Annotated in this window: 13 protein-coding genes; 12 read left to right on the top strand and 1 reads right to left on the bottom strand. The window is 57.3% G+C overall.

The genetic code is table 11. The features are described 5' to 3' along the window. Window positions 1–12: 12 nt before the first annotated feature. From aroA to AC2TDJ_RS07680, 4 genes are all read left to right on the top strand, one after another. Window positions 13–1,371, top strand: a complete 1,359-nt coding sequence (gene aroA / locus AC2TDJ_RS07695; RefSeq protein ID WP_480840867.1) for a 3-phosphoshikimate 1-carboxyvinyltransferase — start codon at window positions 13–15, stop codon at window positions 1,369–1,371. Next, window positions 1,371–1,997 carry a (d)CMP kinase gene (locus AC2TDJ_RS07690; RefSeq protein ID WP_480840865.1) on the top strand — a complete coding sequence of 209 codons (627 nt, stop codon included), beginning with the start codon at window positions 1,371–1,373 and terminating at the stop codon, window positions 1,995–1,997. Before aroA ends, AC2TDJ_RS07690 begins: the two co-directional genes overlap by 1 nt. 91 nt (window positions 1,998–2,088) lie before the next feature. Then, window positions 2,089–2,604 carry a hypothetical protein gene (locus AC2TDJ_RS07685; RefSeq protein WP_480840863.1) on the top strand — a complete coding sequence of 172 codons (516 nt, stop codon included), beginning with the start codon at window positions 2,089–2,091 and terminating at the stop codon, window positions 2,602–2,604. 300 nt (window positions 2,605–2,904) lie between these two features. Beyond that, a complete protein-coding gene (locus AC2TDJ_RS07680; protein ID WP_480840861.1) occupies window positions 2,905–4,587 on the top strand; it encodes a tryptophan halogenase family protein in 1,683 nt (560 codons plus the stop codon). 295 nt (window positions 4,588–4,882) lie between these two features. Here the strand turns inward: AC2TDJ_RS07680 and AC2TDJ_RS07675 are convergent, their stop codons facing one another. Beyond that, a complete protein-coding gene (locus AC2TDJ_RS07675) occupies window positions 4,883–6,358 on the bottom strand; it encodes a sulfatase family protein (protein WP_480840859.1) in 1,476 nt (491 codons plus the stop codon). A 194-nt stretch (window positions 6,359–6,552) separates the two neighbouring features. On the opposite strand from AC2TDJ_RS07675, the gene AC2TDJ_RS07670 reads away from it, so the two are divergent. The 8 genes from AC2TDJ_RS07670 (at window position 6,553) to AC2TDJ_RS07635 (ending at window position 14,203) form a co-directional block, all read left to right on the top strand. Beyond that, complete coding sequence (locus tag AC2TDJ_RS07670; RefSeq protein WP_480840857.1) at window positions 6,553–7,080, top strand: DUF6525 family protein; 528 nt, start codon at window positions 6,553–6,555, stop codon at window positions 7,078–7,080. Between the two features lie 16 nt (window positions 7,081–7,096). Beyond that, a complete protein-coding gene (gene rpsA / locus AC2TDJ_RS07665) occupies window positions 7,097–8,773 on the top strand; it encodes a 30S ribosomal protein S1 (RefSeq protein ID WP_068337749.1) in 1,677 nt (558 codons plus the stop codon). A gap of 271 nt (window positions 8,774–9,044) precedes the next feature. After that, on the top strand, window positions 9,045–9,329 hold the full coding sequence (gene ihfB / locus AC2TDJ_RS07660) for an integration host factor subunit beta (protein ID WP_008758048.1): 285 nt from the start codon (window positions 9,045–9,047) through the stop codon (window positions 9,327–9,329). A 7-nt stretch (window positions 9,330–9,336) separates the two neighbouring features. Then, a complete protein-coding gene (locus tag AC2TDJ_RS07655; RefSeq protein WP_480840855.1) occupies window positions 9,337–9,687 on the top strand; it encodes a lipopolysaccharide assembly protein LapA domain-containing protein in 351 nt (116 codons plus the stop codon). Between the two features lie 9 nt (window positions 9,688–9,696). Continuing rightward, window positions 9,697–10,341, top strand: a complete 645-nt coding sequence (locus AC2TDJ_RS07650; RefSeq protein ID WP_480840853.1) for a phosphoribosylanthranilate isomerase — start codon at window positions 9,697–9,699, stop codon at window positions 10,339–10,341. A 47-nt stretch (window positions 10,342–10,388) separates the two neighbouring features. Further along, entirely contained in the window at window positions 10,389–10,724 is a 336-nt protein-coding gene (locus tag AC2TDJ_RS07645; protein WP_480840851.1) for a hypothetical protein, read from the top strand. 67 nt (window positions 10,725–10,791) lie between these two features. Continuing rightward, a complete protein-coding gene (trpB, locus tag AC2TDJ_RS07640; protein ID WP_480840849.1) occupies window positions 10,792–12,039 on the top strand; it encodes a tryptophan synthase subunit beta in 1,248 nt (415 codons plus the stop codon). Window positions 12,040–12,730: 691 nt separating this feature from the next. Further along, window positions 12,731–14,203, top strand: a complete 1,473-nt coding sequence (locus AC2TDJ_RS07635; protein WP_480840847.1) for an autotransporter domain-containing protein — start codon at window positions 12,731–12,733, stop codon at window positions 14,201–14,203. Window positions 14,204–14,270 lie beyond the last annotated feature (67 nt).

Here is a 14,270-nt window from a genome sequence, read left to right as displayed (position 1 = left end):
AAAGGAGCCCCCATGTCCGGACACGGCACGCCCATCCCGATGACCTCGCATCCCTGCGGTCCGCTGACCGGCACGGCCGAAGTGCCCGGAGACAAGTCGATCTCGCACCGTTCGCTGATCCTTGGGGCCATGGCAGTGGGTGAGACCCGGATCACGGGCCTGCTGGAAGGCGAGGATGTACTGGACACGGCCAAAGCTATGCGCGCGTTTGGGGCTGAAGTCACAGATCATGGCGGCGGCGAATGGTCCGTCCACGGTGTCGGGGTTGGTGGTTTTGCCGAGCCGGATCAGGTGATCGATTGCGGCAATTCGGGAACCGGAGTGCGCCTGATCATGGGCGCTATGGCGACCTCTCCGATCACGGCGACCTTCACGGGCGATGCCAGTCTGAACAAACGCCCCATGGCGCGGGTCACGGATCCTCTGGCGCTATTCGGGACTCAATCGGTTGGACGCACGGGCGGTCGGTTGCCGATGACCATTGTGGGTGCCGCCGACCCGGTTCCGGTGCGTTATGAAGTGCCGGTCCCCTCGGCGCAGGTGAAGTCCGCTGTACTGCTGGCCGGTCTCAACGCGCCCGGCAAAACCGTGGTGATCGAGAAAGAGGCCACGCGCGATCACTCTGAACGGATGCTGGCCGGGTTTGGTGCAGAAATTTCTGTCGAGGACACAGACGAGGGTCGTGTGATCACTCTGACCGGTCGACCCGAGTTGAAGCCGCAAGTTATCGCCGTGCCGCGCGATCCGTCCAGTGCCGCCTTTCCGGTCTGTGCGGCGCTGATCACGCCGGATTCGGATGTGCTGGTGCCGGGGATTGGTCTGAACCCGACCCGCGCTGGTCTGTTTACCACGCTGCGCGAAATGGGTGCCGACCTGACCTATGAAAACGAGCGCGAAGAAGGTGGCGAGCCCGTTGCCGACCTGCGCGCGCGCTATTCGCCGAACATGAAGGGGATCAACGTGCCGGCCGAACGTGCGGCCTCGATGATCGATGAATACCCGGTGTTGTCCGTTGTTGCGGCCAACGCCATGGGCACCACGATGATGGCTGGCGTCAAGGAACTGCGCGTCAAGGAAAGCGATCGGATTGACGCAATGGCCCGCGGCCTGCGCGCCAATGGCGTGACGGTTGAAGAGGGCGAGGAATGGTGGTCGGTCGAGGGGCTGGGCATTGGCAACGTTCCAGGTGGTGGTATCTGCGAGAGCTTTCTGGATCACCGCATCGCGATGTCATTCATGATCCTTGGCATGGGCGCAATTGATGCGGTGACCGTCGATGACGCCGGACCCATCGCAACGTCCTTCCCGGTGTTCGAGCCCTTGATGGAGCGGTTGGGCGCTCAGTTGGCGCGCAACAACCGGCAAGTCTGATGACAACCCGCAGTTTCACGGTTGCCATTGACGGGCCTGCTGCGGCAGGCAAGGGGACGATCTCCAAGGCGGTCGCTGAGACGTTCGGTTTTGCGCATCTTGACACCGGTCTGCTGTATCGTGCGGTCGGACGGCGCACGTTGAACGGACTGGACGCGATAGCTGCGGCGCAATCGCTGACCGCGGAAGAATTGGAGCAGGGAGACCTGCGCACGGCAGAAATCGCGCAAGCGGCATCCAAAGTCGCGGTCATCCCCGAGGTCCGGGCCGCGCTGGTCGATTTTCAGCGTGCTTTTGCGAGACGATCGGGCGGTGCGGTTCTGGACGGCCGCGACATCGGAACCGTGATCTGCCCGGAAGCTGAGGTCAAGGTGTTCGTCACCGCCAGCGCCGAGGTTCGGGCCGAGCGCCGTTTTCTGGAACTGATTGCCAAGGGTGCGGAACTTTCCCGAGAACAGGTTCTTGCCGACGTGCGCGAGCGGGATGCGCGTGACGCCGAACGTAGTACGGCCCCAATGAAACCCGCAAAGGATGCGGTGCTGCTGGATACCTCCGATCTGTCGATTGATCAGGCGCTGAGCGAGGCGATTGCCTTAGTCGCGGACAAGTGGCGCGCCGGGCAGTAACGTCGAAGCGAAAACAGAGTTCACCAAGCTGTGTTTGGTCAGCTAACCGCTGCGCGCCTAAGGTTGGATCATTGTCGTCTGGAGAATGATCATGATCCGCCTTGCCCTTGTTCTGGTATTGCTGGCCGGAAGCCTTGCCGCCCAAGAGGCGGAACCTTCGATGGATTACGAAAGGCTGGGCAAAATTCTCTTTGCGCTTGATCCTGAGGCACGACCGCTTGGGCCGGGCTTTGAGTTGACGGTATCGGATGTGACGGTGCTTGTTGTCACAGACACAAATGCGGACCGGATGCGGGCAATGGTCGCGATCGGCAGCGCAGAAGATTTGTCGCCCGCGGACCTGAAGCGCATGATGCAGGCGAATTTCGACAGTACGCTGGATGCGCGTTACGCGATCGCCAATGGCACATTGTGGGCTGCATTCATCCACCCGTTGTCTCGACTGGACAAGAACCAGTTGATCTCGGGGCTGGCGCAAACCGTGAACATCGCCAAGACTTACGGCACCTTGTATTCCGGTGGTGCGGCGGAATTCGGCGGAGGCGACAGCCATGATTTGCAGCGCGCTTTGATCGAAGAGCTACTGAAGAAAGGCGAAGAAATCTGACGGTTGCCCGGAAAGTGCGCTTATCCTGATGCAATCCTGTTTGGAAGAAACCAAAAAGCTAAGGAAGATACGCGGCAAGGTTTGTGGCGACCGCTTCGCGGTTCCGTACTGACAAGAAGGCCAAGAAACGGTCACTGCGGGTCGCGGGTCCGGAGCACGTTCAGGCCAGGAAGGCCCTAGCTGGATGCGCGATAGCTGCTATACTACCCCTCAAACAAAAAGGGAAAGCTGCAATATTAACCCCAAAACAAAAAGGGGATGCAGCTAATAAATCCCCCGAACCAACAGGGACAGAACCACATGAACAATCGTTTGAGCAAAATCACCATCGTTGGTGGCGGCACGGCTGGTTGGATGACCGCACTAATCCTGGAGATGGTGCTTTCCCGCACCTCAGCACCCAAGGATCGCCCGCGCATCTGCCTGATCGAAAGCCCCAATATCTCCACCGTCGGTGTAGGCGAGGCCACGGTGCCACGCATGCCGGTCACGCTCCGTCAGGCGGGCATTTCAGAGCGGGATTTTTTTCGCGAAACAAACGCGTCGTTCAAACTGGGTGTTAAGTTTTGCAATTGGAACAACGACGCCAAGGGTAATCGTATCGATTACATGAACCCCTTTGCCCACGGTCAGATGCTGGAGGGACTGGAGGCCGCGGAGTATTTCCTGCGCTTTGGCAATAGGGACCGGGACTTTACACAGTCCATCTCGCCGCATGATGATCTGGCCCGCCTGTGCAAAGGTGCGCGGCAATTGGGTCAGCCCGAATTTGAGCAACGGTTTGGCTATGCCTATCACCTGGATGCCGTGAAATTTGCAGGCATGCTCACCAAAGTCTGCACCAAGCGGGGCGTGGAACACATCCAGGATGAGGTGCAATCCGTCGAACTAGATGAGCAGGGCAATGTCTGCCATCTCATGCTGGAGGCCAAAGGCCGCCACGACGTCGAGATGGTCGTTGATTGCACAGGGTTCCGTGGGTTGATTATCAATAAGGCGCTCGGTGAACCATTCTTGGATTACTCAGACTATCTGCCCAACGATCGCGCAATGGCATTGCAGGTCGAGCATCCCGATCCGGACAAGATCGAAAGCGCTACAAGGTCTACTGCGCTGGGCGCAGGTTGGACATGGCGGGTGCCACTCTATAACCGCGTGGGCACGGGCTACGTGTATTCGTCCGCGCATCGTACGGATGATCAGGCGGCAGATGAATATCTTGAGTGGCTGGGTGACAGTGGCAAGGGTGCAACGCCGCGCGTGATACCGATGCGCGTCGGGCGCGTACGCAATGCCTGGGTCAAGAACTGTGTGGCGATCGGGTTGTCTGGAGGATTCATTGAGCCGCTTGAAAGTACTGCGATCCATATGATTGATCACGCGATACGCTGGTTCGCAGAGCACTTGCCCACGCGAGATATCGAGCCGTCGCTGAGAGACAGATATAACCGGCAGATGGATAAACTCTATAACGAGGTTTTGGAGTTTATCTGTCTGCATTACCGTTTGGGCAACCGTACAGATGACCAATATTGGATCGACGCGCGGACCGAGATGAAGGTCCCCGACCGTTTGGCCGAGAACCTGGAATTGTGGAAGCACCGCCTGCCGATGCAACACGATGTTGAGTTTGCCACTTTATTTGACCATCGCGTTTATCAGACCGTTCTTTTGGGCAAACAGGTCTATGACACAGGCTATGGCACCGGCATCCGAGATCGTCTGCGGCCGTTGAAGAAACCGATTTGGTTCCAGTGGTGGAAAGGTGCGAAAGTAGATCTTGCGCAGATACTCAAAGCGATGCCGGATCATAAAACGCTACTGCGCGACATCCGGGGAGAGCTGGAGCAACCCACATTTGGTATGGCAGCGATGACACCGACAGTTGCGATCCCGGGCACGGCGCCAGCGCCGTTGGTGATCCAGAACATGCCAAACCTCGCCGAAATCCAAAGCGGCAAAAAGGATTTGCAACTGTTCTAGCAATTCTTTTGCTCTGCGCGCAGTGCGTTTTTGAGAATAAGATGAGGGGCGGGGAGGAAAATCTCCGCCTTCGGCGCGGCGATTAGGGTGTTGAGTTGGTCTTGGTGGCACTCTGACAAAATGGCTTTGTGGGATGTCGTGGGGGTCGTCGGGTCTCGCGCAGACGGTGAATACAGCCAAGACCTATGACACCTTTGTTTTCCGGCTGTGCCGCTCGGCTTTGCGGCGGCGACAGATACGGCTTGCCGATTGCATTGATCGAACAGAACCTCACGTAGAGCAAGGAATGCTGAATTCAGAGTGCCGGACCTTCGCGCATCTTTTCCTGCTCTGAAGGCGTGGGAGTATGGTTGAACACGAATGCGGTGCGGCAGGCCTCCTCTCCGCCCAACTCTTCGATCTTCCTGCGTTGATCGGCAAAGGCGCGAGCGTTGACCTCGTCGGGATCGCAGATTTCACGCAAGCGGCGCTCTCCTTCGACTAGTGCAGCCTGAACCAGCGGATCATTCACCCCTTCAAGAGCACGGTTGACCTGTTCGTGGGGGTCCGATGACAGATCGAACAGTTGCGGCGAATAGCCGACATAGTGAACGTATTTCCAGTTTCCCCAACGCACCATGAAGCTACCGGTTTTCGATCCGCCATCGTGGTACTCGCTGAATCCGGTGCGGTCGGGGTCGTCGTCTGCATTCGCAATGGCACGCAGGGACTGGCCGGGTTGGCCTGCGTTACCTTCGTCATCTGCTACGCCGCAAACCTCGCGGGCGGTGGCAGCGATATCGGTCAGATTTGTGCATGTGGCCACATGGCGTCCGGCTGGAACGCCCGGACCAGCCACGATCATCGGAACGCCGGCACTGGCCTCATACATGACCTGCTTGGTCCAGAACCCCTGATCGCCCATCATGTCTCCGTGATCCGAGACATAAATCACCACCGTGTTTTCGGCCTGCTGGCTTTCGGAGAGGGCCCGCAAGACGCGCCCGACGCAATCGTCCATCAAGGAGGTCAGTCCGTAATAAGCGGCCTTGGCCTCACACATCTTCCGTTCGTCAAAGTAGTCGTCATAGTTGAAAAACGAGGCGATATTTCTCAGTTCCTGATGGTCGGGCAGGCCTTTGCCATAACCGACTGGCAGGTCCATCTTTGCGGGATCATAGAGGTCGTACCATTCCTTGGGACACGTCAGCGGGTAGTGCGGACTGACCAGCGACACGAATGCGGCCCAAGGTTGACTTTTCCGGGCTGGATCGGACAGCCATGCCTCGGTCGCAGCAGTAATGTCCAGGTCATAGTCGGTATAAGTGCTGGGTCCGACGCCTACATCGCCCGCCAACTCAGCCGCCGAGTCATAGGCAGGCGGGTTCTCGCGCAGCAAGCCGACGGCCCAACCGACTCCGCCGACAACATGCATCGGCAGGATTTCCTGCGAGAACCCGTTGTCGTCCTCGTTGGATCTAAAGTGCAATTTTCCAATGGAAACAACTTCGCGGCCTGCATCCCGCAATTGTCGCATCCAGCTACGCGGTTCGCCATCAAAGGGCGTGGCACTGTCCCAATTGCCGGTTTTATGGACCCAGTCCCCGGTGGCCAACGCCGCACGGGTCGGGACACACATTGGCGAAGGCGTATAAGCAGCGTCGAACATCGTACCGCGCGCCGCCAGCGCATCCAGGTTCGGAGTTTTCACAATCGGGTGGCCCGCACATCCCATAGCGTCTTTGCGGTGTTCGTCTGAGATGATGACAAGAAAGTTGAGTTGCTGGCTCATAAGTTCCTCCAAGTACGCCAAAGATGTGCTTTGCGGGTACTCCTTTCTTTCCCAAACACGACATTCATTGCCGGAAAAGTAGGTTGTGCGCGTGTTATGAAAATGTAATAACATTGCACAATGAGGGTTGAGCATGACAAAATTCTGTCTTCAATGCAAAAACCGAGCCATGCGAAAAATTGCCGAAGCGTGTGATGAGCGATCGTGGAAAAAAGCGAAATCTGCGCAGCCAGATCAAACGTCGCCGGCGGGCCGGATCGCCCATGCAGGCCTATGATGCTCTGCCCGGTGAACTGCGGCGGTGGCTTGCCTCGGCCTGTCTACCCTGGAGCCCGGCATCGGCTTTGCGCATTTGGGACAGGGCAGGTGGTGCCCAAAATCCTGTCGCGGCCTATTCCCGATTGAATGCGATCGAGAATCCATGTTGCAGAAGGACGCGCGGGTCTGGGACATGGGTCGGTGATCAGACTGATAAGCGGGATCGCGCCTGCGGCGGTCAAGGCCTTGCATTGCAGGGGTTTGCTCTTGCGCCTGCGGTGGAATCCGCCTATACGCGCGCTGTCAACACAAGGGCGGTCAACGTCCGGATGGCGTTTCTGAGCAGGGCCGGGAAACCTCGGCCCTTTGTGTTTGTTTGCTCAGGGACGCACCGGGTCACGCCTGAAGACATCATGAAACAAGACCGGCGGAGACAACCGCTCGGCCAGCAAAAACGTATGTAAAGGAAAACAACGCCACATGGCTAACGCATCCATGGAGGAATTCGAAGCCCTCCTGAATGAAAGCTTCGAAATGGACACACCCGAAGAGGGTTCTGTTGTCAAAGGCAAGGTTCTGGCGATTGAAGCCGGCCAAGCCATCATCGACGTAGGCTACAAAATGGAAGGCCGCGTTGATCTGAAAGAATTCGCAAATCCCGGCGAAGCCCCTGAAATCGCTGTTGGTGACGAGGTAGAAGTTTACCTGCGCGCCGCAGAAAACGCCCGTGGCGAAGCCGTCATCTCGCGTGAGATGGCCCGCCGTGAAGAGGCATGGGATCGTCTGGAAAAAGCATACGCCGACGACCAGCGCGTCGAAGGTGCAATCTTTGGTCGCGTCAAAGGTGGCTTCACCGTCGATCTGGGTGGCGCAGTTGCGTTCCTGCCCGGCTCGCAGGTTGACGTTCGCCCCGTGCGCGACGCTGGCCCGCTGATGGGTCTGAAGCAGCCGTTCCAGATTCTGAAAATGGACCGTCGCCGTGGCAACATCGTTGTTTCGCGTCGTGCAATCCTGGAAGAATCGCGTGCCGAACAGCGTGCCGAAGTTATCGGCAACCTGTCCGAAGGTCAGACCGTCGAGGGTGTCGTCAAGAACATCACCGAATACGGTGCATTTGTTGACCTGGGCGGCGTTGACGGCCTGCTGCACGTCACCGACATGGCATGGCGCCGTGTGAACCACCCGTCCGAGATCCTGACGATCGGCGAAACCATCAAGGTTCAGGTCATCAAGATCAACAAAGAGACCCACCGCATCAGCCTGGGCATGAAGCAGCTGCAGGAAGATCCGTGGGATCTGGTTGCTGCGAAATACCCGCTGGGCTCGGTCCATCAGGGTCGCGTCACCAACATCACCGACTACGGCGCGTTCGTCGAGCTGGAAGCCGGTGTCGAAGGTCTGGTGCACGTGTCCGAGATGTCCTGGACCAAGAAAAACGTCCACCCTGGCAAGATCGTTTCGACCAGCCAGGAAGTCGACGTCATGGTTCTGGAAATCGACGGCGCCAAGCGTCGCGTGTCTCTGGGCCTGAAGCAGACTCAGCGCAACCCATGGGAAGTGTTTGCAGAAACACACCCCGAGGGCACCGAGGTCGAAGGCGAAGTCAAGAACATCACCGAATTCGGTCTGTTCATTGGTCTCGAAGGCGACATCGACGGCATGGTTCACCTGTCCGACCTGTCCTGGGACGAGCGTGGCGAGGATGCGATCCAGAACTACCGCAAAGGCGACGTTGTTCAGGCGGTTGTCTCGGAAGTTGACGTTGAGAAAGAGCGTATCTCGCTGTCGATCAAAGCCCTGGGCGGTGACAAGTTTGCCGAAGCCGTGGGCGGCGTGAAGCGTGGCTCGGTCATCACGGTCGAAGTGACTGCGATTGAAGATGGCGGCATCGAAGTGGAATACGAAGGCATGAAGTCCTTCATCCGCCGCTCCGATCTGTCGCGTGATCGTGCCGAACAGCGCCCCGAGCGTTTCTCGGTCGGTGACAAAGTCGACGTTCGCGTCACCAACGTCGACAGCAAAACCCGCCGTCTGGGTCTGTCGATCAAGGCGCGCGAGATCGCCGAAGAGAAAGAGGCCGTGGAACAGTACGGTTCTTCCGACTCGGGCGCATCGCTGGGCGATATCCTGGGTGCAGCGCTGAAATCCGGCGACTAAGCCCGGACGACAGTCCAAGCTGAATTTACGGCCCCGTGCGAGCGCGCGGGGCCGTTTTTGTTGCGAATCAATGTGTTCCAAATTCTCGGGTTAATCGTGCAATCGTTCGCGCAATAGGTGTGAAAACCCGCCCGACAAGCAAAAAATTGCGTGAGTTTCCTGAAAATTAGAGCCTTTGCACACAGAGTTTACGTTCCCCCGTTCCGGGTTTTTTTCTATACTGTCCAGAATAATAGGCATGGTTAACCGGTCACCTGGGAGGGTAACACGCATGATCCGTTCAGAATTGATTCAGAAAATCGCCGACGAAAATCCACATCTCTATCAGCGGGATGTCGAACGGATCGTGAATACCGTATTCGAAGAAGTGACGGATGCCATGTCACGTGGTGACCGTGTCGAGCTGCGTGGATTCGGTGCGTTTTCGGTCAAAAAGCGGGATGCGCGTGTGGGTCGGAACCCGCGAACCGGCGAGACGGTTCAGGTCGAGGAAAAATGCGTTCCATTCTTCAAAACTGGCAAGTTGCTAAGGGATCGTTTGAACGGTAAAGCCTGACCCTATGATGCGTTATCTTCGATATGGATTCCTGGGCGTTCTGGGGATTGTTCTGGTGTCAATCTCACTGGCCAACCGCGAGATGGTTGAACTCAAACTGATGCCCGATGCACTGTCCGAGTTACTGGGCTTTAACCTGTCTACATCTCTGCCGCTGTTTATCGTGGTTCTGGGGGGCGTTGTGGCCGGTTTGGTGATCGGATTCCTGTGGGAATGGCTGCGCGAGCACAAGCACCGCAGGGACGCCACCGTAAAGAAAAGCGAAGTGCGAAAACTTGAGCGTGAGGTCAAGAAGCTCAAGAAAAAGCAGAATGAAGGCCAGGACGACGTTCTGGCGCTGCTGGATGAGGCCAGCTGAGGACATCCTATGTCTACCGAGGTAAGTGTCAAAATCTGCGGTCTGACCGCTCCGGAACACGTGCGTGCTGCCGTTGATGCCGGCGCGCGTTACATCGGGTTCAATTTCTTTCCCAAGTCACCGCGCTTTGCCCCCATTGCGCAGGCAGCGTCTTTGGCCGCCGATGTGCCCGCCGGCGTAGCCAAGGTGGCATTGTCCGTGAATTTCTCGGACGCGCAGCTTGATGAGATTGTTGCTGGTGTCCCGCTGGATATGCTGCAACTTCACGGGGCGGAAAGTCCCGAACGTGTTGCCGAGATAAAGCAGCGCTATCGGCTGCCCGTCATCAAGGCGATCGGTGTGGCCGAAGCCGAGGATTTGGCGGCGATCGACCGATATTCGGAAACGGCAGACCAACTGCTGATTGATGCCAAACCCCCAAAAAACTCGGAATTGCCAGGGGGGAATGGGCTGCCGTTTGACTGGCGGCTGCTGGCAGGGCGCAAGTACTGGCGCACGCCGTGGATGCTGTCAGGCGGGCTCAATCCGGGCAATGTGGCCGAGGCCATTCGAATGACCGGCGCGAAGCAGGTTGATGTCGCTTCCGGGGTGGAAAGCGCCCCGGGCGTCAAGGACCCGAACCTTATCAAGGCATTTATCGACGCCGCCCAGTGATCTGACCGGGTACTGACCGCGTACTTCACCTTGTGGAGGACGCGCAAATGCTTGCAGCGATTGGTGGAGTTGCCCTGAAACACTGGTATCACGCGCCGGAATTTTTCTGGCGCGCGGGCCAGGCATTGCGACAGGCAAAAGGCGACCCTTTGTGTCTTCACGCCGAGGTTTTTCCGCATCAGGGCCTCTATTTTTCGCTCACTGTCTGGCACGACGTCGAAGCGATGTTGACCTTTGCCCAATCCGGCCCGCATCGCCGGGTCATGCAGATGTCTTCCCGGCTGGCAGAAACAGATCGGTTTTGCCAGTTCGCCTGCATTGCCGTCCCAACCCGTGCGCAGGCCCTGGAGGTTTGGAGGCAGCACCGCGAGGACGCGGAATAATACGTTTTGCCATGGCAAATCCTGCGGCCACCTCCTATGAACAACGGGTACGACGATGGAGACACCCATGGCCAACGATCTTTTCAATTCCTTCATGTCCGGCCCTGACGAACGCGGCCGTTTTGGCATTTTTGGCGGACGGTTTGTCAGCGAAACGCTGATGCCACTGATCCTGTCGCTGGAAGAGGAATATGACAAAGCCAAGGATGATCCGACCTTCTGGGCCGAGATGGACGACCTTTGGGCAAATTACGTGGGTCGCCCCTCGCCGCTGTATTTTGCGGAACGCCTGACCCAGCATTTGGGTGGAGCCAAGATCTACCTCAAGCGCGATGAGCTGAACCACACCGGCGCGCACAAGATCAACAACGTGCTGGGGCAGATCATTCTGGCACGGCGCATGGGCAAGACCCGTATCATTGCGGAAACCGGCGCAGGACAACATGGCGTGGCAACTGCCACTGTCTGTGCCAAATTTGGATTGAAATGCGTGGTTTACATGGGCGCGCATGACGTTCAGCGCCAGGCCCCGAACGTGTTTCGCATGCGCCTGCTGGGAGCCGAGGTGATTCCGGTGACCTCTGGCCGAGGCACCCTGAAAGATGCCATGAACGACGCGTTGCGCGACTGGGTGACCAATGTGCGCGACACTTTTTACTGCATCGGCACCGTGGCCGGTCCTCACCCCTATCCGGCGATGGTCCGTGATTTCCAGTCGATTATTGGCAAGGAAGCCAAGGAACAGATGATGAAGGCCGAAGGCCGCTTGCCCGATACGATCATCGCCGCTATCGGCGGTGGATCAAACGCAATGGGCCTGTTCTATCCGTTCCTCGACGACAAATCCGTCAACATCATCGGCGTCGAAGCTGGTGGCAAGGGCGTCAACGAAAAGATGGAGCATTGCGCCTCGCTGACCGGCGGCCGTCCGGGCGTGCTGCATGGCAATCGGACGTATCTGTTGCAGGATGACGACGGGCAGATTCTTGAGGGTTACTCGATTTCGGCAGGTCTGGATTACCCCGGTATTGGCCCCGAGCATTCCTGGCTGCACGAAGTCGGCCGTGCGCAATATGTCTCGATCACAGATAAAGAGGCGCTGGAGGCGTTCCAGTTGTGCTGTGCAACTGAAGGGATCATCCCGGCGCTCGAACCGTGTCACGCGCTGGCTCACGTTATGAAAATCGCTCCTGATCTGCCCGAGGATCACCTCATTTGCATGAATATGTGCGGTCGCGGCGACAAGGATGTGCAGACGGTTGCGAAGTATCTGAACTTTGACATGTCAGATACGGAAGGTCGCGAAGCCGGTTAGAGCGCGCGACTTTATCGCGCGGGAATCGACACGCTCTAGACGGCAGCCCATAGAATCGGCTGCCGTCTTTTTGTTTGGGTAGCCGCCACGGCGTTTACCCAAGGGAATTAGTGCCGGAAAATTTGGTGGACTGTTGCAGATTTGCGGATCGAGAAGTGCGGTTCATTCCGAGGTGAATTGAGGCCTTGGTTCGCCTGTTACGGCGAGCATCTGTGTTTTTTGGCGGGGTTAGCTTAATAAACAACAGAATTTTGTGTGACGCACGCGTGCTCCTCCAGACAATCACCCGGTGAAACCTCTGATCGACCATTTCCGTCCCGCAATTGAAGTTTCTGGATTTCTATACAGCGCAACCGAAATGAATTAGCGTTTTGTTAACCGGCGCTTGTGGGCCGCCGGTTCCGGGGAGTCTCCATGTTGATGGGACGTAGAGTGATGTTGTTCGCGGTTTGAAACCAATCCGAACGCCCCGGTGTTTCGCACCCAATCGGTGTCGTAGGAGGTTTGAATGTTCTGGTCCCTGGTATCGAGGTTTTGCAGCCTCATTGTTCTGGTTTCGGCTCTTGTGATTGGCAGCAACAAAGATGCCGTCGCCTTGGGCGGAGGCTTCATTGCCACCTCGGTTTCGACACCAAATGGGGGCACAGTCTTTTTTAACAATATACCTCCAACATCCACTGCATTTGTATCGATGGGAAGTCCTGCGGAGGTGCCTGCAGGGTCATACTATTTCAATGGCGGAATTGATACGTCGCTTCCTGCAATCACGCCAGCCGGTCTAGCGGCCCTAGGATGGATCGGGGCAACCATCATCAGTCAGGACGGTGCAGACTCGACTTATGCTGCGGACAATTATCTTGGAGTTGTCTTTACTGCGCGCGAAACAGTTGGAGGACCGCTTTACCGGTATGAAATCGCCTTGTCTGGCGTAACCAATACCCAAATTATCAACACGCGCACCATGGTCGATACAACGCAGCCAACAGCAACAATCGGTGCGTTGACCCCAACTGGCAGCGGCACTTTTCAAGCGACGATTACGCTGAGCGAACCAAGCACGGATTTCACCGTTGGCGACTTATCCGTCACCAATGCCACGGCCAATATGACCGGGTCCGGGACAAACTACGTCGCCACCCTGACACCCCAGAATAACGGGACAATCGAATTGTTTATCCCGGCCGGTGTTTTTTCTGATGCGGCTGGAAACACGAACCTCGAGTCGAACCGGGTGAGCTCGCTTCAGGCGGTCACCAACACCCAGCGTCAGATACAGGCATTTCAAAACGCCCGCGCGAACAGTTTGGTGACGAACCAACCCGAGTTAACGCAGTTCCTGCAGCGAACCGGGGCAGGCAATTTTGATACATCGGTCACGCGCGACAATGGATATCTGAACTTTGCAAGCAACCCGGAGCATCCGATTTGGTTCAACCTGACGGGCAACTGGAGCTCGCAGGACAGTTTCGACAGTTCCTATGCTTTGGCTGTTCTGGGGGCGCACCGGCTGATCAATCAGAACCTGTTGATCGGCGCGATGCTGCAGATTGACTATGCCGAGACGGAAGAAGGTGCATCCAGTGTCGATGGTACTGGCTGGCTGGTCGGACCGTATCTGGTTGCAAAGCTGCCAAGTCAGCCGGTGTTTTTCGAGGGGCGCGTGCTCTACGGGCAGGCGGACAACGATATTTCACCCTTTGGCACGTATGAGGACAGCTTTGACAGTGATCGCTGGTTGATCCAATCCAGGGTCACAGGCGAATTGAAGCGCGGCGACCTGACACTGATGCCTTTGCTGGACGTCAGCTATGTCAGCGACGATCAAAATGCTTATACTGACAGCCTTGGCAATCTGATCGCCCAGCAAGACTTCAGCCTGAGCACGGCCCGCTTGGGTTTGGATTTCAGCCATCCCATCGCAGTCACGCGCGGCGAGATGATGTTGACCGGAGGGCTATCGGGTATCTGGAGCACGACTTCCGGAACGGGAACGGTGCCGGGTGTCGCCCCGATCGGAGACACGGCGCGCGCGCGTGTGGATCTCGGCTTCGATTACCAGATGGAAAACGACAGCATTTTGGCGGCAAACGTTTTCTACGATGGCATCGGCGAGAACAGCTTTGAAAGCTACAGCCTCAGCTTGACGTGGCAGATGACGTTCTGAACGACCAGATTTGCCTGGTTATGCAGGGTCATTTTGCAGGCGCAGGAAATTCAGTCACGGCGTGCGA

The sequence above is a fragment of the Ruegeria sp. HKCCD6647-2 genome (assembly GCF_057221075.1).
Note: the sequence above shows the minus strand (reverse complement) of the source record. Positions and strands in the feature narration are given on the sequence as shown.

What these genes read in the sequence shown, in the direction of transcription:
- aroA (WP_480840867.1), top strand. Translation starts at nt 13, where the DNA reads ATGTCCGGACACGGCACGCCCATCCCGATGACCTCGCATCCCTGCGGT.
- AC2TDJ_RS07690 (WP_480840865.1), top strand. Translation starts at nt 1,371, where the DNA reads ATGACAACCCGCAGTTTCACGGTTGCCATTGACGGGCCTGCTGCGGCA.
- AC2TDJ_RS07685 (WP_480840863.1), top strand. Translation starts at nt 2,089, where the DNA reads ATGATCCGCCTTGCCCTTGTTCTGGTATTGCTGGCCGGAAGCCTTGCC.
- AC2TDJ_RS07680 (WP_480840861.1), top strand. Translation starts at nt 2,905, where the DNA reads ATGAACAATCGTTTGAGCAAAATCACCATCGTTGGTGGCGGCACGGCT.
- AC2TDJ_RS07675 (WP_480840859.1), bottom strand. Translation starts at nt 6,358, where the DNA reads ATGAGCCAGCAACTCAACTTTCTTGTCATCATCTCAGACGAACACCGC.
- AC2TDJ_RS07670 (WP_480840857.1), top strand. Translation starts at nt 6,553, where the DNA reads ATGAGCGATCGTGGAAAAAAGCGAAATCTGCGCAGCCAGATCAAACGT.
- rpsA (WP_068337749.1), top strand. Translation starts at nt 7,097, where the DNA reads ATGGCTAACGCATCCATGGAGGAATTCGAAGCCCTCCTGAATGAAAGC.
- ihfB (WP_008758048.1), top strand. Translation starts at nt 9,045, where the DNA reads ATGATCCGTTCAGAATTGATTCAGAAAATCGCCGACGAAAATCCACAT.
- AC2TDJ_RS07655 (WP_480840855.1), top strand. Translation starts at nt 9,337, where the DNA reads ATGCGTTATCTTCGATATGGATTCCTGGGCGTTCTGGGGATTGTTCTG.
- AC2TDJ_RS07650 (WP_480840853.1), top strand. Translation starts at nt 9,697, where the DNA reads ATGTCTACCGAGGTAAGTGTCAAAATCTGCGGTCTGACCGCTCCGGAA.
- AC2TDJ_RS07645 (WP_480840851.1), top strand. Translation starts at nt 10,389, where the DNA reads ATGCTTGCAGCGATTGGTGGAGTTGCCCTGAAACACTGGTATCACGCG.
- trpB (WP_480840849.1), top strand. Translation starts at nt 10,792, where the DNA reads ATGGCCAACGATCTTTTCAATTCCTTCATGTCCGGCCCTGACGAACGC.
- AC2TDJ_RS07635 (WP_480840847.1), top strand. Translation starts at nt 12,731, where the DNA reads ATGGGAAGTCCTGCGGAGGTGCCTGCAGGGTCATACTATTTCAATGGC.